Source organism: Mucilaginibacter sp. PAMC 26640 (genome assembly GCA_001596135.1).
Lineage (GTDB): Bacteria > Bacteroidota > Bacteroidia > Sphingobacteriales > Sphingobacteriaceae > Mucilaginibacter.
The window spans coordinates 1425672-1443410 of the sequence record CP014773.1 but is presented as its reverse complement, the minus strand read 5'-3'; the positions used below and the strand labels follow the sequence as shown (position 1 = coordinate 1443410).

General features: G+C 43.7%; 19 protein-coding genes and 1 pseudogene. 7 read left to right on the top strand and 13 right to left on the bottom strand.

All coding sequences use genetic code 11. The annotated features are described in order from the left end of the window. Positions 1 to 67: 67 nt before the first annotated feature. Positions 68 to 796: a hypothetical protein gene (locus A0256_06250; GenBank protein ID AMR31054.1), complete on the top strand. Its 729-nt coding sequence runs from the start codon at positions 68 to 70 to the stop codon at positions 794 to 796. Positions 797 to 915: 119 nt separating this feature from the next. Further along, complete coding sequence (locus tag A0256_06245) at positions 916 to 1551, top strand: hypothetical protein (GenBank protein AMR31053.1); 636 nt, start codon at positions 916 to 918, stop codon at positions 1549 to 1551. A gap of 129 nt (positions 1552 to 1680) precedes the next feature. Here the strand turns inward: A0256_06245 and A0256_06240 are convergent, their stop codons facing one another. Then, positions 1681 to 2067 (bottom strand): Co2+/Mg2+ efflux protein ApaG, encoded by a 387-nt coding sequence (locus A0256_06240; protein AMR31052.1) that lies wholly within the window; start codon positions 2065 to 2067, stop codon positions 1681 to 1683. Between the two features lie 46 nt (positions 2068 to 2113). After that, positions 2114 to 3106, bottom strand: coding sequence for a nitrogen fixation protein NifR (locus A0256_06235; protein AMR31051.1), 993 nt, complete (start codon positions 3104 to 3106; stop codon positions 2114 to 2116). 37 nt (positions 3107 to 3143) lie between these two features. Between A0256_06235 and A0256_06230 the strand changes: the two genes are divergently transcribed. From A0256_06230 to A0256_06215, 4 genes and pseudogenes are all read left to right on the top strand, one after another. Then, positions 3144 to 4088, top strand: coding sequence for a hypothetical protein (locus A0256_06230; protein AMR31050.1), 945 nt, complete (start codon positions 3144 to 3146; stop codon positions 4086 to 4088). Further along, complete coding sequence (locus tag A0256_06225; protein AMR31049.1) at positions 4069 to 4281, top strand: hypothetical protein; 213 nt, start codon at positions 4069 to 4071, stop codon at positions 4279 to 4281. Before A0256_06230 ends, A0256_06225 begins: the two co-directional genes overlap by 20 nt. Next, on the top strand, positions 4278 to 5090 hold the full coding sequence (locus tag A0256_06220; protein ID AMR31048.1) for a phosphatidate cytidylyltransferase: 813 nt from the start codon (positions 4278 to 4280) through the stop codon (positions 5088 to 5090). Before A0256_06225 ends, A0256_06220 begins: the two co-directional genes overlap by 4 nt. Positions 5091 to 5126: 36 nt before the next feature. Further along, positions 5127 to 5771: pseudogene (locus tag A0256_06215) on the top strand (phosphatidylserine decarboxylase). 321 nt (positions 5772 to 6092) lie between these two features. On the opposite strand, the gene A0256_06210 reads toward A0256_06215, so the two are convergent. From A0256_06210 to A0256_06200, 3 genes are all read right to left on the bottom strand, one after another. Further along, positions 6093 to 6923 carry a gliding motility protein GldN gene (locus tag A0256_06210; GenBank protein ID AMR34446.1) on the bottom strand — a complete coding sequence of 277 codons (831 nt, stop codon included), beginning with the start codon at positions 6921 to 6923 and terminating at the stop codon, positions 6093 to 6095. A gap of 466 nt (positions 6924 to 7389) precedes the next feature. Beyond that, positions 7390 to 7737, bottom strand: coding sequence for a 50S ribosomal protein L19 (locus tag A0256_06205; protein ID AMR31047.1), 348 nt, complete (start codon positions 7735 to 7737; stop codon positions 7390 to 7392). A 137-nt stretch (positions 7738 to 7874) separates the two neighbouring features. Next, positions 7875 to 8549 carry a tRNA (guanine(37)-N(1))-methyltransferase gene (locus A0256_06200; GenBank protein ID AMR31046.1) on the bottom strand — a complete coding sequence of 225 codons (675 nt, stop codon included), beginning with the start codon at positions 8547 to 8549 and terminating at the stop codon, positions 7875 to 7877. Between the two features lie 141 nt (positions 8550 to 8690). On the opposite strand from A0256_06200, the gene A0256_06195 reads away from it, so the two are divergent. Next, positions 8691 to 9806, top strand: a complete 1116-nt coding sequence (locus tag A0256_06195; GenBank protein ID AMR31045.1) for a hypothetical protein — start codon at positions 8691 to 8693, stop codon at positions 9804 to 9806. 42 nt (positions 9807 to 9848) lie between these two features. On the opposite strand, the gene A0256_06190 is transcribed toward A0256_06195, so the two are convergent. The 8 genes from A0256_06190 to A0256_06155 all read right to left on the bottom strand — a co-directional run bounded on the left by A0256_06190 (position 9849) and on the right by A0256_06155 (position 17636). After that, the gene (locus A0256_06190) at positions 9849 to 10298 is read right to left on the bottom strand and encodes a bleomycin resistance protein (GenBank protein AMR31044.1); all 450 of its coding nucleotides are present in this window, start codon (positions 10296 to 10298) and stop codon (positions 9849 to 9851) included. Between the two features lie 96 nt (positions 10299 to 10394). After that, a complete protein-coding gene (locus A0256_06185; protein ID AMR31043.1) occupies positions 10395 to 11969 on the bottom strand; it encodes a hypothetical protein in 1575 nt (524 codons plus the stop codon). Positions 11970 to 11996: 27 nt separating this feature from the next. Continuing rightward, positions 11997 to 12431: a ribose-5-phosphate isomerase gene (locus A0256_06180; GenBank protein AMR31042.1), complete on the bottom strand. Its 435-nt coding sequence runs from the start codon at positions 12429 to 12431 to the stop codon at positions 11997 to 11999. Positions 12432 to 12700: 269 nt separating this feature from the next. After that, positions 12701 to 13564, bottom strand: a complete 864-nt coding sequence (locus A0256_06175) for a preprotein translocase subunit TatC (GenBank protein ID AMR31041.1) — start codon at positions 13562 to 13564, stop codon at positions 12701 to 12703. Positions 13565 to 13636: 72 nt separating this feature from the next. Next, positions 13637 to 14971: an acetyl-CoA carboxylase biotin carboxylase subunit gene (locus A0256_06170; protein ID AMR31040.1), complete on the bottom strand. Its 1335-nt coding sequence runs from the start codon at positions 14969 to 14971 to the stop codon at positions 13637 to 13639. A 91-nt stretch (positions 14972 to 15062) separates the two neighbouring features. Then, positions 15063 to 15533 (bottom strand): acetyl-CoA carboxylase, biotin carboxyl carrier protein, encoded by a 471-nt coding sequence (locus tag A0256_06165; GenBank protein ID AMR31039.1) that lies wholly within the window; start codon positions 15531 to 15533, stop codon positions 15063 to 15065. A gap of 164 nt (positions 15534 to 15697) precedes the next feature. Continuing rightward, positions 15698 to 16693 carry a 3-oxoacyl-ACP synthase gene (locus A0256_06160; GenBank protein AMR31038.1) on the bottom strand — a complete coding sequence of 332 codons (996 nt, stop codon included), beginning with the start codon at positions 16691 to 16693 and terminating at the stop codon, positions 15698 to 15700. A gap of 4 nt (positions 16694 to 16697) precedes the next feature. Beyond that, positions 16698 to 17636: a phosphate acyltransferase gene (locus A0256_06155; protein AMR31037.1), complete on the bottom strand. Its 939-nt coding sequence runs from the start codon at positions 17634 to 17636 to the stop codon at positions 16698 to 16700. Positions 17637 to 17739: the final 103 nt, after the last annotated feature.

Sequence of the window (17739 nt, the reverse complement as noted above, 5' to 3'; positions counted from 1 at the left end):
TCATTCCGCAGGGCGTTTTGGCTTAATGTGGAATACTTTTTGAAATAGCATTTACAAAAACAACAAGATGTTCCACTTATCATTTATACTCGGAATCATCGGCACTGGTTCTGCCTGGCTGCTGATGATCATTATAGCACTGGTCAGCTTTTTGGTGCAGATGCGCTTTAAGAGCAAGTTCAGGCAATACGCGGAAATGCCCCTCCTATCAGGATTATCCGGCAAAGATGTTGCAGAGCGTATGCTGCGTGATAACGGCATCTATAACGTGCGGGTGATCTCTGTTGAGGGGCAATTGACCGATCATTACAACCCGGCTGATAAAACCGTTAACCTAAGTGCGGATGTATACTACAGCCGGAGCATTGCCGCCGCCGCCGTTGCGGCGCATGAATGCGGGCATGCTGTGCAGCATGCCAAAGCTTACAACTGGCTAAGCTTGCGCTCTGCCCTGGTGCCTGCCGTAAACATAGCCAGTACGCTTACGCAATGGACGTTGTTCCTGGGCATTATCCTGATGATCTATAGCCACAACACTTTTGTGTTAACTATTGGTGTGGCCGCATTGGCGCTGGTTACCCTGTTTAGTTTTGTTACGTTGCCTGTAGAGTTTGATGCCAGCAACCGCGCGTTAGCCTGGCTAAACAACAACTACAGCATTATGCAAACCGGCAACGAACACGAGCAGGCCAAAGATGCCCTTTGGTGGGCCGCTATGACCTATGTGGTTGCTGCTTTATCATCCTTGGCTACGTTGGTTTATTATGCATCATTCCTTTTTAACCGGCGGAGCTAAGGCTCAAATACCCGCAAGTGGGTCTCGGCTAATAATGGATTAAGGTTTTTTGAAATTACTTGTAAGTACTTTAAACTTTAAGGCGGATTACCGATCAAACCGGTACTAACCCGAATTACATGAATCTTAAAACCTTGGTCTTCCTTGCGGCACTACTAACTACCGGTCTTTTTTGTACCGCACAAAACAGCCCCGAAATAGTTATTCGTTTGTCTCATCACCAAAAGACGGTCAGGCAAATTGAATTTTTGGTAGACAATGTAATGGTGTCCGTTGATCCTGATGGGGGTGTTTATGCTATAGATGCAGGCGCTTATAATTACCGGGATGATATTTCAACACCTAATGGTTTTGAGCAGGATAAACCCAGCTCTATAAGAGGTACGCAGATTGAATATTACAGCGATATTTTTGGCGACTATGATGGTAATATCAAAAGGGTAGGGAGTGTGCAAATCACTTACTTTGATCACTTCGGCAATTTTGATAAGGTTGGGCGGGTAAAATCGATAGGTGACATTAATTTTGAGTATTACGACCGGTTTGGCGGCTTTGATAATATTGGTAAATTAAAACAGGTAGGCGCAAACCTCATTACCTATTACGACAGGTATGACGGCCAAGACAATTTGGGGAAGATAAAATCGATAGGAAATATGCGCTTGGTATACTATGACAGGTATGATGGCGGCAACCGGATCGGGGCATTAAAGGACGTAAGTGGATCTGCCCCTGGAGTGAGGCTGGAAAGGTAAATTAGATACACGAATTTCCCGGGTCAGTGTAATTTCTTAAAGTTTATTGCCGACAGAGAAAAAGCTTAGCATACAAATGCTTATCTGAAAAATTCGTGCTCACTCAATCGGTAATTAAGTAATCAGTAATTAATTATACCTGTAAGGGGCTACCAGATAAAATTCGGGAATCTGCACATCCAAAAGCTGACCGTCTAACAGGCGTTCCATTTGGTATTCGCCTTTCATGCTGCCCATATCGGTTTTCAGGTTACAGCCCGATACATATTCGTGGGAGTTGCCGGGTTCGATAACCGGCTGCTGGCCTACTACGCCTTCGCCTTCTACCTCGCGTTTAGCGCCGTTAGAATCAAATATATACCAATGGCGACTAACAAGCCGCACGGCATAATTGCCCAGGTTCTCAATGGTCACCCGGTAAGCAAACATAAAGTGATCGTTTGCCGGGTTAGAATATTCGGGCTGGTAAATTGTTTCAACTGAAACCTTAACACCTTCAGTTATGGTAGTAGCCATTGTTGTTAATCTCTTTTATTTCAAATATATAGCATCCGGAGAGATATTACGCCATTTCAAACGCATATTTTTTATCTACCTCTCCTAAAATATCCATAATCTCTTCTACGGTACCTGCGGTAACAAGTTTCATCCGGAACTCTTTAAAATCAGGCACCCCTTTAAAATAGTTACTGTAGTGGCGGCGCATCTCGAAAATACCTGTACGCGGGCCTTTCCATTCCATTGATTTTTCAAGGTGGGTTTTACAAACCTCAATGCGTTCGGCAATGGTGGGCTTATCTAAATGTTCGCCGGTTTTAAAATAATGTTTTATTTCGCGGAAGATCCAAGGGTAACCAATAGCAGCACGGCCAATCATCATGCCATCAACTTCGTACTGCATCCGCCATTCGGCAGCTTTCTCCGGCGAATCAATATCACCGTTACCAAAAATAGGGATCTTAATGCGCGGATTCTTTTTAATATCGTGGATCAGGCTCCAGTCGGCCACGCCTTTATACATCTGCGACCGGGTTCTGCCGTGTATAGTTAGCGCCTTAATGCCAACATCCTGCAGGCGCTCGGCTACTTCGTAAACGTTTTTAGTATTATCATCCCAGCCCAGGCGGGTTTTTACCGTTACCGGCAAATGTGTAGCCCCTACAACCGCTTTGGTCATAGCTACCATTTTATCAATATCCTGTAATAAACTTGCACCGGCACCACGGCAGGCTACTTGCTTTACCGGGCAACCGTAGTTAATATCCATCAGATCGGGGCCGGCTAAAGAGGCAATTTCGGTAGCTTCGCGCATGTGATCAATATCACTGCCGAAGATCTGGATGCCAATCGGGCGCTCATACTCAAATATGTCCAGCTTTTGGCGGCTCTTAGCGGCATCACGGATGAGGCCCTCCGAAGAAATAAATTCGGTATACATCATATCCGCACCGTTTTGCTTGCACACATACCGGAACGGCGGGTCGCTAACGTCTTCCATCGGCGCCAGCAACAGCGGGAACTCCCCTAAATCAATATTTCCTATTTGTACAGACATGGATTATATTCGTGCAAATTTACAAAAATTAAGCTAAATGCTAAAACGGCCTGTAAACCAGCTCTCCCCACTCATGCAGTTTGCTATATTCCTGGGCATAACTGTTGGCATACTGCTGCTTTTTAACCTCCTCGGCGTGGGTGTTATTGTAGGTATATACGGCATTGATGTACTTACAGATCTGATGAAGGGCAACCTGGACAACCCTCAATTACCGCAGGTGCTATATATTTTGCAGATCATTAGCACCACCGTACCGCTTTTTGTTGCGCCGGTTATTTTTGCCCGTTACGTAGTAAAGGAACCGGTGACGTATTTAAAACCATATTTAAAGGCCCCATTGCTGCTTTTTGCAGTTGCCTTTTTAATCATGATGGTGAGCATGCCGCCGATTGAAATGCTAAGCAATATTAACCAGCAAATGGTGCTGCCCAAATTTTTAAGCGGGCTGGAAAGGTGGATGAAAGAGAGCGAAGCCCAGGCTCAAAAGTTGATTGTGCTTTTACTGAAGATGAACGGCGTAGGCGATGTGCTGAAAAATGTAATCCTGATAGGACTTTTTACGGCAATTGTGGAAGAGCTTACGTTTCGCGGTGTGTTGCAAACCATTATGCTGCGGTGGACGAAAAACACGCATGCAGCCATTTGGGTTACCGCGGCATTATTCAGCGCCTTCCACATGGAATTTTATGGTTTTTTACCCCGAATGTTATTAGGTGGCCTGTTTGGCTATTTTGTAGCCTGGAGCGGCAGCATCTGGCCGGCAATATGGGGGCATTTTTTAAATAATGGCGCCGCAGTTGTTGCAACTTATTTGTATCAGCAAAAAAAAATAACGGTAAACCTGGATGATGGGCATACATTTAGTTACGGGGTCTATGTATTATGCGTTATAATTATTATAATTTTGCTGTTAGTTTATAAAAACGTAGCATTAAGCAAAAAGCAGGCAGTGAATATTAATGGAGAAGAACTGGGTTAAAATTTTTACATCATCCAACTTTTATCAATCAGAAATTGTAAAGCAAATGCTTACGGGCCACCATATTGATGCAGTTTTGCTCAATCGGCAGGCATCATCTCACCAGGCTTTCGGCGATATTGAAGTTTACATTCACCAGGAAAATTTTAGCACTGCCGTTGAGATAATGATCTTGAACCAACTGAACTTATGAAAACACGCGCCATTACAGGCTTCTTCTTTATTATCGTAATGATAGGCTCTGTGTTGTTGGGCCACTATACTTTCGGAATTTTTTACCTGGCGTTAAGTCTGCTTTGCCTCCATGAGTTTTACGGGCTTAACATACAAAGCGGCGTACAACCCAACCGGGTGGCCGGCTTTTTAAATGCCGTGCTTATTTATGGCCTATTCGCTTTTATCACTTACCAGGATAGCCCAATGCTGCATAAACTGCTCTTCCTGTTAACCATTAGCATGGCAGCTATTTTTGTTGGGGAACTGTTTGAAATCTCTATAGCGCCATTCACCAATATTGCCTACACATTTGCCGGGTTGATTTTAGTGTGCCTGCCTTTTACGTTTTTTCATGCTTTGGCATATATAAAGGGTTCGTTCAATTTTCATTTTCCACTTGCGTTTTTGTTAATGCTTTGGAGTAACGATACCGGGGCATACCTGGTGGGCCGGGCCATTGGCCGCACAAAGCTGTTTGAAAGGCATTCGCCAAAAAAAACCTGGGAGGGCTTTGTCGGCGGCGTTTTAATAGCGGCCGGGGTTGGGTATATCATCAGCAGGTATTACCCGGAATTACAACCCGCCCAATGGATAACCATCGGCGTAATTATAGGCAGTTTTGGTACATTGGGAGACCTGGTGGAATCTATGTTTAAGCGCAGTATCAATATAAAAGACTCAGGTGGCCTACTACCGGGCCACGGGGGGTTACTGGACAGGTTCGATGGGTTTTTAATGGCCGCCCCAATTGTTTATACCTATCTGTACTTTGTTGTAAATGTTTAGTTTTGTAATAAGATTTTTAACCATATATAAGCCAGTATGACTATCCATAAAGAAGGATACACCTCTATCGCCTTGTGTGTGCTGTTCATATTCATTGTGAACGCACTGATGCAATTTTATTTTCCTGATGCACATACATGGAAGTGGATCATATATATCCTGTCAGCATTACTGTTTTTTATTATTCTGCAATTCTTCCGCAGCCCGGTGCTGATGTTGAATTCGGCAGAAACGCAGGTACTTTGCCCTGCAGATGGCAAAGTGGTGGTGATAGAAGAAACTGAAGAGACTGAATATTTCAAAGATAAGCGCATCCAGATTTCGGTATTTATGTCTCCTATCAATGTGCATATTAACCGTAACCCCATCAGTGGCGTAATCAAATACTTTAAATATCATCCGGGTAAATACCTGGTAGCCTGGCATCCAAAATCATCTACTGAGAATGAGCGCACTACCGTTGTTACCGAAAACAGTGAAGGCGTTGCCGTATTATTTCGCCAGATTGCAGGCGCTTTGGCGCGCAGGATAGTTTGGTATGTAAAAGAAGGCGACAGGGTACATCAGGGCCACCAGTTCGGCTTTATAAAATTTGGATCAAGGGTAGATATCTTTTTACCACTTAACTCAAAGATCAACGTTGCTATCAATGAGGTTGTAAAAGGAGGCCGAACCATATTGGCCGAATTACCATCCGTTGGCAGCTTTGTAGACATCGACGATATTCCGGATGTAGTGCAGGTTCCCGAACTTGACGAACACGCCAACGCTCCGTTATCTAATGAACATGGCCGCGCAACTATGGTGGTTGATCATTCCGGAGAGGAAGTACCTAAAAAAGTAAAAAGAACCGCCAACGCAAAGCAGGCTCCAAACGAAAAATTCGCGAGACCTAAGAAGTAAAGTTGCAAAAGCAAGTTGTGAGTAGCTGGTGATGAGTCTTAGCCTTTGTGTATTAGGTTCGATATCCCCTCATTACAACAGCATTTTGCCTGACAGCTACTAATTTTGCCAGTTGGCTTGCTCCCAGTCGGCTATACCTTTTTTAATGCGTTCCGACTCGTATAGTTGATCAATGCCTTTTGTATAATCGCGGATACGTTCGTCCTTATCATTAGATTGTTTAACAATATGGCTGGTGAACAATCTTTTCATAAATACATCGTCATAGCTCAATCCGGTTGCATCACTGTTTCTGTTTACAACAGGCTTTGTAGCCAGTATGGTGCGCACCTCGGGGAAGTAGATCCAAAAAGCGGGTTGAAATTCGTTATTTGCCACCCCTGCAGAGGTTTTAACTTTAATCAGTGGCGCTATCCCGATTATCCGTGGCTCAAAAATGCCCCGTTGTTTGTCAAAATACCAATCTTCTTTGATACGGAACTTCAGTACGTCATCCGGGTTAAATTCTCCCGCAACAACCTTTGACCCAGTTTTATCACCCGATTTTTTGTCGAAAATATCAACAACCGAGCTATCGGCCAATCGCTGCCTTGCCTGTGCGGCGGTTAGGCGGCTATTAAATGTGTCCCCGTTCGGGTTATCTTTCGTGGCAGTTGCGTTATAGGCTACAATATCCCGGCTCTCTATCCCGTCCATCAATATTTTCATCAGCCCTTGTTTTGGCGATGCAATATATTGGTTCATTTTTTCGCGCAGATCTATCTCACGCCAGATGCGTTTTACAAACGAGGCGTCACCTTCGCGCAGGTTGGCATAAGCCGAAATTTTTGTGGCGTTGGGCATATCCGTTTTACGATATGCCCCGTCAAGCGGGCGGATGAATGCAGGCCGCAAAATAGTAAACCTGCCCGGTGTACAAACACTGGCCAGGTATTGCTTACCGTTGTAAGACTTGTCGCTGGTCCAGGTTCCGTCTATGGCGTAAAGCGTATTTAAGGAATCTACACTAAAAGCGCCTTTCATTTTCTTCAGGCAGAACTCGTAATGCCCATCATCGCAATCGCAGGAAACGGCCTTATACTCCTCCAGCGTAATGTTCCTCCCATCTACTGTGCCGGTAAGCGCAAAAATAACTTTATGATTATCAACGGTAACAAAAGTAGAAGTACCACTCAGCGTTTTACCGGTTTGCACAAGATCTATCTCCAGCTTAAACTTTACATCGCGGTTGCCCTGGGGTAGCTCCCCCTGCCATTTACCGGTGAGGTTTTGGCCAAAGGCCAGGCCGCCAGCTAAAAAAAACAGTACCAACAGTATAGATTTTCTCATTGCGCTGTAATCAAACAAAAAAAGCCCTTCTGCATTGCAGAAAGGCTCCAATATACATAAAATGTAATTAAACTCTTTTTGATTTGATACGGGCTGCTTTACCGGTAAGGGCACGCAGGTAGAATAATTTAGCGCGGCGTACTTTACCAACACTATTTACTTCTATTTTATCGATGTTAGGAGAATTGTAAGGGAAGATACGCTCAACACCAATACCGTTAGATACTTTACGTACGGTAAAAGTTTCGCTGTTGCCAACACTGTTACGTTGCAAAACAACGCCCTGGTAAAGCTGTATACGCTCTTTGTTACCTTCTCTGATTTTATAATAAACGCTAACAGTATCACCTGCTTTGAAAGCGGGAAATTGATTCTTAACTATTGATTGTTCTTCTACAAATTTTACTAAATCCATGATTTTTAGCTCTTAAAGCGACTTTTAACCCGTAAAAATCGGAGTGCAATTATAGGGATTTTATTTGAAATAAAAAAGTATGTTTTAAAAATTTCAACATTTTGTGTTTTATACACAATTTCCTCATTGCCACTATGCTAGTCCAACAGATCAGGCCGCCTTTGTTTGGTACGTTCCACAGCTTGTTCAAAGCGCCATTGTTCTACTTTTGGGGTATCGCCGCTCAGCAGAATATCAGGTACTTTATGGCCATTCCAATCCGCAGGGCGGGTATAAACCGGGGCATCCAGCAGATCATTCTGGAAGGAATCAGACAAGGCGGATGTTTCATCTGATAAAACACCCGGGATCAGCCGGACTACTGCATCTACCAGAACAGCTGCGGGTAACTCACCGCCGGAGAGGACATAATCGCCGATAGAGATTTCCCTGGTCACATAAATATCGCGGATGCGCTGGTCTATCCCCTTGTAGTGCCCGCACAGAATAATAATGTTCTTTTTGATAGACAGCTGGTTAGCAATCTTCTGATTAAGTGTTTCGCCATCAGGCGACATGAAGATTACCTCATCATACTCACGCTCCGCTTTTAGTTTTTCTATACAGGCAGCAAATGGCTGTATGGTCATCACCATGCCGCTACCACCTCCATAAGGATAATCATCTACACTTTTTTGTTTACCGCTGGCATAATCGCGCAGGTTATGCACTACAATTTCGGAGATCCCCTTTTTTTGAGCACGCTGCAAAATGGAATGAGCGAAAGGGCTTTCCAGCAAGCCAGGCAGTACGGTAATGATATCAAAACGCATACTGCAAAGATACAGTTTTATACATGTGCGGAAATGCACATTTCAAAAGGGGTATTCCCAGCAGAGTGGTACATAGCACCCTCGTAAGCACATTTCTATATCGTTCAAAATATATATATTTAGCCTCCCTTATTTTGATCGATGGCCTTTGCTGCATTCCGGAAATTTAAAAACCAATTGTTTGCAGATATAACTTCTGTTCCTGAAGAACTTAAAGCATCTTATTATCCATTTATGGATGGCCTGCGGGGAGTTGCTATTTTAACCGTTATCTTGGCACATGTTACGAGAGACCAGCCCTGGTCCGGGTATTTAGACGGCACTATTGGGGTGCATATTTTTTTTATACTAAGCGGATTTTTGATCACTACTTTGCTGATCAAAGAAAAACTCAAATACGGCACAGTATCGCTAAAAAAATTCTATGCCCGCAGGGCACTCCGGATTTTCCCTGTAGCTTATTTGTATATTTTAGTTTTGATCATCCTGAATTATGCGTTCAAATTGCAGATAGTACCACTCAGCTTTATAGGAGCCGCTCTATATTTAAAAAACTTTCCGGTACCATTAGATTGGTATACAGGTCATTTCTGGACGCTATCTATCGAGGAGCAATTTTATTTATTCGCGCCAATTATTTTGATTACAAGCTTAAACCGTTATCTGAAAGTTATCGTCTTTTTATGTATTGCGGTACCCTTATTAAATTACCTGGCTTTTAATAACATTAGCGTTTTTTACACTAACCGGGTATTGCATGTAGTTATTTACATTATACTTGCCATTTTAGATAGAGGGGCGCTTTACATCCTTTCTGGTTCGCTCTTAGCTGTATTGCTATTTAAAAATGTGTTGAACTTACAAAAGCTGAGCAACTCATATTATCTAAGTTCTATCTTGTTTTGCCTGGCTCTTGTTATCCATTACCCCTTTACCGGTAACTTATTTGTAATACCGTATTTTTCGGCGATAGCCTCCACCGTGTTAATCACGGCTGTTATCGGACTAAATTTAGTGGCTGATAATTTACTAACAAAGCTATTAAGCAACCCCATATTGGTGAAGACCGGCATATTATCTTACAGCATTTATATCTGGCAGCAAATATTCACGCTGCACCAGCCATGGGCGGGCTATTTTAAATATGCAGACTCGCTGTGGCTCAATTTGCCGGCAATGTTGCTGGTTTCATACCTATCCTATACCTTTTACGAAAACAGGTTTCTCCGGCTCAAGAAACATTTCAGCAGAAGCTAAAGAAGGCACAGCCTACCGGATCTTTAATAGGGATAAATTTACTTACTGCAGATCTGGTTTTTGTGCAATCGCCTTTTGAATCTGCCACCGGTGGCCAAACGGATCTATTACTTCACCCTGCCGATAGCCATAATCGTAATCTTCAACAGGCGACACAATCCTCGCCCCTGCGGCCTCCGCTTGTGTTACAATGGCATGCACATCGTCCACAAATAAACCTATTACTACGGTAGTATATCCCATAGCTGCCGGGTTTGATGCGGAAGTGTTATTGGTTGGCTCGTGTAAATGAAAGATGGCGTTACCGATGATCAATTCAGATACATGGATAGTACCATCTTCATTTATAAAGCGACGCAGCTCCCGCGCGTCAAATGCGTTTTCATAAAAACTTACATCGGTAATGCCGCTGGGAATGTAAAGCATCGGTGCAAAAGCCACTCCGCCGGCACCCGGACTTTCTACTAAATGATCAAATATTTGGACCTTCATATTCAATTACCTACCGATAAATTTAGACTAAAAAGCAATGATTTACAAACAAAAAGAGCGCCCTTTTGAGGCGCTCTTGAAATGTATTTTTTAGGGCTAGCGGGTACCGCCGGCTGGTTTCTTATCAACTACAGGCCGGGCATCGCGGTTAGCCAGTTCCCACCCGGTGAAAAATGCTAGCTGGGCACGTTTTGCCAATAACGGAAAGTTGATTTTACTTACTTCATCACCCGGCTGGTGATAATCAGCATGTACGCCGTTGAAGTAAAATATGATCGGCACACCGTAACGGGCAAAGTTGTAATGATCGCTGCGGTAATAAAAACGGTTAGGATCATTAGGATCATCGTATTTGTAATCCAGCTTCATTTTAGTATAGGTGTTGTTTGCATCCTCCCCAATTTTATTCAGATCGGTACTTAACATTGCTGAACCGATGGAATACACATAGTTTGCAGAATCCGGCTTTCCGATGTACTCCTCCCCTACACGGCCAATCATATCGATATTTAAATCGGCAATAGTGTTAGCCAACGGATAGATAGGATGATCGGTATAATATTCAGAACCTAAAAGGCCTTTTTCTTCGCCAACGTTACCCAGGAATAGTACACTACGGCGAGGGCCGTGGCCATCTTTTTTTGCTTTCGTAAATGCCTGAGCAATTTCCAGCATACCGGTAGTGCCGGAGCCATCATCGTCGGCACCGTTGTTTACTTTATCTTTTGCACCCGGGGTGGTTACTAAACCAATATGATCATAGTGTGCAGAGAATATCAGCACCTCATCTTTGAGTTTAGGGTCGCTGCCCGGCATAAAACCTACCACATCAACCGCTTTTACGTCCTTCATTTCTGTGGCGTAAGATATGGTCGCGATAGATTTAACGCTTTGAGTTTGCGATGCAGTGGCTGCAGCCGCTTTCAGGTCGGTATAGGTTTTACCGCTTGGTTTAACAATTTGATCAGCAACTGCCAGGGTTACATTAAATACTGGGGCATTCGGATTTACCTTTTCGGCGGTTTCCTTTTTAATGACTAATCTGCCGCCTCTAACGCTGCTGCCAAAACGTTTCAGTAGTGGGCCAAGTTCACCGTTTGCAGCCAAAATAGCGGCAGGGTTTTTGGCCTGCATAGCTTTAACTATCGCCTGGCGGGTGCTATTCATGCGGTAACTTGTGTTGGTTGTTTTACCGGCCTCTGGCTTGTCTTCGTTTATCCAAAGCACAACTTTGCCTGCAATATCGGTTCCGGCCAACTCAGCATCGGTACCATAGCCAACAAAGATGATATCAGGCGATACGATCTTCTTATCGGCGAATGAGCCGTTTAAAAAGAAGTCTTCACCATTTCCAAACGCCTGCCCATTAATATTGAAGGCGGTTACTTTCAACATACTTTCTGATAAAGGCACATTAAAAAAGTATGATCCGTTTACAGGAGCCTGCAAACCCAGTTTCTTAAACTGGTCTGCAATGTAATTGGCGGCTTTTTCTGCGCCGGGTTTGCCGGTTTCGCGGCCTTCAAACTCATCAGACGCTAAAATGCTCAGGTGCTTTTTTGCATCATCTGCCGTAATCAGCTTACTGTATTTAACCGCTGTGGCATTTTGCTGTGCACATGCACTAGTTGTTATGGCCAGCGCGGTTATCCAAAGTGATACTCTCTTCATTTATTTAAATTTATGTTATGGTTTTTATTAGCAGCCTATTTTTTCCACACGCCTTGCATGGCGGCCGCCCTCAAATTCTTCGCTTAAAAATCTTGTTATGATTGTTTTTGCTTCCTCAAGCGTAACATGGCGGGCAGGGATACACAACACATTGGCATCATTGTGGGTACGTGCCGGGATGGCAACGTCTTCTTTCCAGCAGATCGCTGCCCGGATATTTTGGTGTTTGTTAGCTGTCATGGCCACACCATTGGCGCTGCCGCAAAGCAGGAAACCAAAATCGAATTCACCGCTTTCAACAGCAGAAGCTACTGCATGGGCAAAATCGGGATAGTCGGCAGATGCAGTAGAGTAGGTTCCAAAATCCTTAAAAGTGATATGATCAAACATGCCTAACAGGGCCTGTTTATATTCAAAGCCGGCATGGTCTGCACCAATGGCTATCTTAAACGCTGTTTTCATTATTCAAATGTATAACAAATTAATAAGGCCGAAAGTAAATATTTTGTTAGGAAGGGGGAGTGGTAAAGGAGGTATCATTGGTGCCTATATTTTAACCTAAAATAATTAAGCACAGCAGCCGCAAATTGGGAAAAGCAAAGGTTGGATCAACTAGTTGCCGTACTTATTAAGTATAAGCACGGCAACTCGTTATTTATTCTGTGCTAGCGCTGTTTAAATGATCGCTAATTTAGGTCACGAGTAAAACGGGATACAAAAAATGCTACAAATTACAAGTCTAATTCAGCAGCGCGTTTGAGCTTACGCTTTTCTACCACACCAGCTACCACAATACCAACCTCATACAATACAAAAAGAGGGATACTTACAATGGTCATGGTCATCATATCGGGCGTGGGTGTAATTACCGCGGAAATCACCAGGATAACAACGATTGCATACCGCCTGCCATTACGCATAAATTTAGGTGTCAAAATACCCAGACTGGAAAGAATGTAAACCAAAATAGGCAACTGGAATACAACGCCCGTTGCCAGGGTTAAGGTAGCCACCGAGGATATATACGAATCGATATCGAACAGGTTTTGAATCTTATCACTTACGGTATAGCTGGATAAAAAGTTAACAGACTCCGGCGTGATTACATAGTAACCAAATAAAATACCCAGCACAAACAGGAAACTGGCATAAAATACAAAGCCACTTGCGGCTTTACGCTCCTTTTCGTGCAGTGCAGGCTTTACAAACAGCCAAATCTCATAAAGTAAATAAGGGAAACCAAGCGTTACACCTATTAAAAGTGACGAGTTGATTTGCAGGGTAAACTGCCCCGCCATCTCGGTATTAATAAGGTTGATGTTTATTTTGTTGATACAAAAACCCGGGCTGTGCAGTAAATCGCCCAGTTTGCAAAGCATTCTGTATGTCCAAAAATTGGGGTTCGCCGGCCCCATGATTACGGTATTGAAGATGGTATCGTAAAAATAAAAAACACCAACAGTAATAACAACAATGGCAATAGCCGAGCGGATAAGGTGCCAGCGCAAAGCCTCCAAATGGTCAAAGAATGACATTTCGGCTTCCATGTTCTGGCCTTTTTCTTTTATTGCCTTTATAAGTTTATTGTCGCTCATTTATGTTTTTGTAACTACCAAGCTTGTAACCCCGGAATGCTACTTACGTTTTAAAGTAGCCCAAAGGTTTTATTAATATTCAAAGGTCTCCATAAACTTGGTGGTAAAATTACCCGCCCTGAAATTTGGATCCTTAAGTAACTTTAAATGGAATGGAATGGTGGTTTTAATACCCTCAATAACAAATTCGCTTAAGGCACGCTCCATAGTAGCCAGCGCTTCCTCACGTGTTTGAGCCATGCAGATCACCTTGGCAATCATCGAATCGTAATTTGGCGGGATAGCATATCCACTGTACACATGCGTATCTACACGCACCCCGTGGCCACCCGGAGAATGAAAGTTGGTAATTCTGCCCGGCGAGGGGCGGAAGTTATTAGCAGGATCTTCGGCGTTAATGCGGCATTCGATAGCACACATGGTTGGCTCATAGTTTTTACCCGAGATAGGGATGCCAGCAGCAACTTTAATTTGTTCTTTTATTAAATCGAAATTGATCACTTCTTCGGTAACCGGGTGTTCTACCTGGATACGGGTGTTCATTTCCATAAAGTAGAAGTTACGGTCCTTATCAACCAAAAACTCTACTGTACCTGCTCCTTCATATTTAACGGCCTTGGCACCTTTAATAGCAGCCTCACCCATTTTCTTACGGAGTTTATCGGTCATGAACGGAGACGGCGCTTCTTCTACCAGTTTCTGGTGACGACGCTGGATTGAGCAATCACGTTCAGACAAATGGCAAACTTTGCCATACTGGTCACCCACCACCTGGATCTCGATGTGGCGGGGATCCTGTACATATTTTTCCAGGTACAAACCATCGTTTCCAAAGGCTGCGCCAGATTCTGCACGTGCGCTATCCCAGGCATTTTCAAACTCTTCGTCTTTCCAAACAATGCGCATCCCGCGGCCACCACCACCGGCAGTTGCTTTAAGTATCACCGGGTAGCCAATTTTATTTGCTATCGCGATACCCGATTTGATATCAGCAAGTAAGCCTTCCGAGCCCGGTACGATAGGCACCCCGGCCTTTTTCATGGTTTCCTTAGCCGACGCTTTATCCCCCATCCGGTTGATCTGATCTGCAGTGGCACCAATAAATTTAATACCGTATTCTGCGCAAATAGCAGAAAATTTTGCATTCTCAGAAAGGAAACCATAGCCTGGATGAATAGCATCGGCATTGGTTAATTCGGCAGCAGCAATTATATTAGGAATGTTGAGGTAAGAGTCGCGACTTGCAGGCGGGCCAATACATACGGCTTCATCAGCAAAACGTACGTGCAGGCTATCTCTATCGGCTGTTGAATACACAGCTATGGTTTTGATGCCCATTTCCTTGCAGGTACGGATGATCCGCAAAGCAATTTCACCACGATTGGCAATTAAGATTTTTTTAAACATAGTTTCGATGTGCAAATTTCAAATGTGCAGATGTGCGGACGATCGTCAAACGTGCTTCAACTGCACATCTGCACATCCGCATATTTGCACATTATTTAGGTTCAACCAAAAACAAAGGCTGGTCATATTCCACCGGGGAAGCATTATCAACCAGTATTTTTACAATACGGCCCGATACTTCAGATTCTATTTCGTTAAACAGTTTCATCGCCTCAATGATACAAAGCACGCTACCGGTATTTATCTCGTCACCAACGTTTACGAACAATGGTTTTTCCGGTGCGGCTGAACGGTAAAAGGTACCAATCATTGGCGATTTTATAGTGATGTAGTTTGTGGCTTCAGGGGCTGCTGCTGCAACAGGTTCCGGGGCTACTGCACTTGGTAGTGGTGTAACCGGCGGAGCAGCAAAGGTTTGCGCAGGCACGGTAGCGTTGATAACCGGTGCTACCGTTTCGTTTGTTTTGATCGTGATCTTGAAATCTTTCTGTTCAATCGATACTTCGTTCACGCCAGATTTTGAAACAAAGCGTATAAGATCCTGAATTTGTTTAATATCCATGTTGGAGCTAATTGGTTTTGGATAAAAGTATATGATAATGTGCAGATGTGCAATATGCAGATGTGCAAATGTATTTACGAATTAATTATTTAACAGGTATATTTTTAAGATGTTTTGATTAAAAATCCGCCTTGGGCCAAATTTAAAATTTCACAACTGAAATATTACGCATTATATGCCCATTTTAAATAGATAGACCCCCAGGTAAAGCCACCACCGAAAGCAGCTAATATAAGGTTATCACCTTTTTTAAATTTGCTTTCCCATTCCCATAAACATAACGGGATGGTGCCGTTAGTGGTATTGCCAAAACGCTCTATGTTGATGATCACCTTTTCCGGGCTGATGCCAGTACGGTTTGCAGTAGCGGCGATGATACGCTTGTTTGCCTGGTGAGGCACCAGCCAGGCAATATCGTCAGCGGTAAGGTTGTTACGTTCCATCACCTCGGCAGCAACCTCGGCCATGTTAGTTACGGCAAATTTAAAAACTGCCTGGCCTTCCTGGTAAGCGTAATGTTCTTTGTTAGCAACCGTTTCGTGCGTAGCCGGGTTTACCGAACCGCCAGCCTTTTGATATAAAAGCTGAGCACCTGCGCCATCGCTCTTCAGTACAGAATCCATTATACCATAGCCTTCGGTATTGGGCTCTAACAAAGCACAACCGCAGCCATCGCCAAAAATGATACAGGTTGCCCGATCTTCGTAATTGATGATCGACGACATTTTATCACCCCCAACTATTAAAACCTTGGTATGTTTGCCACTCTCAATAAATTGCGCACCCGTAGCTAAACCAAATACAAAGCCCGAGCAAGCGGCCTGCAGATCATAGCCCCATGCTTTAGTTGCACCAATTTTATGTGCCAGAATATTTGCCGAGGCAGGGAAAGGCAAATCCGGCGTAGTTGTACAGAAGATGATCAGATCGATCTCGTCTGCACTAATGCCCCGCTTTTTCAGCAAACCCTGCACAGCCGGTACAGCCATATCAGTGGTACCAAGTCCTGCGCCTTTTAATATCCTGCGTTCCTTTATTCCGGTACGGCTCATTATCCATTCGTCGTTGGTTTCCACCATCGACTCCAGTTCATGGTTTGTGAGGACATAATCGGGCACGTAACCATTTACTGCGGTAATAGCGGCATGGATTTTACTCATATTTTTACTGAAAAGCCTGTTTAATTTTATCGATGAGATTGGTTTCGATCATGTTCTTAGACAAAAGCACCATGTTTTTAATGGCTTCGGGGCTGGAAATACCATGGCCCACTACAACCGGCGCATTAACACCCAAAATAGGGCTGCCGCCATATTGCTCATAGTTGAAACGATCAAAAAATTCGTCTTTTAATCTTTTCTTCAAGGTAATAACATAAAACGACTCGGAGAGCTTAAGAATTACATTACCGGTAAATCCATCGCAAACCACCACATCGTTATTGTCCTCAAACAGGTCGCGCCCCTCAATATTGCCTACAAAGTTAAAAAGCTCCGTATCGCGCATTAAGGGGTAAGTGGCCAAAGCGAGCAAATTACCTTTTTCTTCCTCCTCCCCAATATTCATCAGAGCGACGCGGGGGTTTGGAATGTTGTAAACCGATTCGGCAAGCAGGCTGCCAAGCACACCAAACTGTAAAAGCATATCCGGCTTACAATCGGCATTGGCACCTACATCCAAAATAATACCCAAACCGCCTTTAAGTTTGGGTACAATGGTTGTCATGGCCGGGCGCAGAACACCCGGTATAGTTTTCACGCTGAACATCGAGCCTACCAGCATAGCTCCCGTATTACCTGCCGAAGAAAACGCTTGTATGCTATTTTCCTTCAGCATTTTAAAGCCGACCGAGATGCTCGAATCGGGCTTTTGTACGATGGCTTTGGTAGGATGTTCGCCCATAGAGATAACTTCGGTTGTGTGTACAAACTCAAAATTATCCGGGCTATAATTATTTTCCTGAAGAATAGTAACTGCAATATCTCTATCGCCTATAAGCACCAGCTTTTGGCCGGCAGAGAGCACTTTGTGTGCTTCTATCGCTCCTAAAACGGCTGCTTTGGGGGCATAATCCCCCCCCATTATATCTAAGCCAATCTTCATTTCAGAAAATTAACTTATACAGCTACTGCTTTCTCGATAAGAATTTTACCGTTGAAGTATACATTACCGTCAACAGTGTAAGCACGGTGTGGCAAGTGGATTG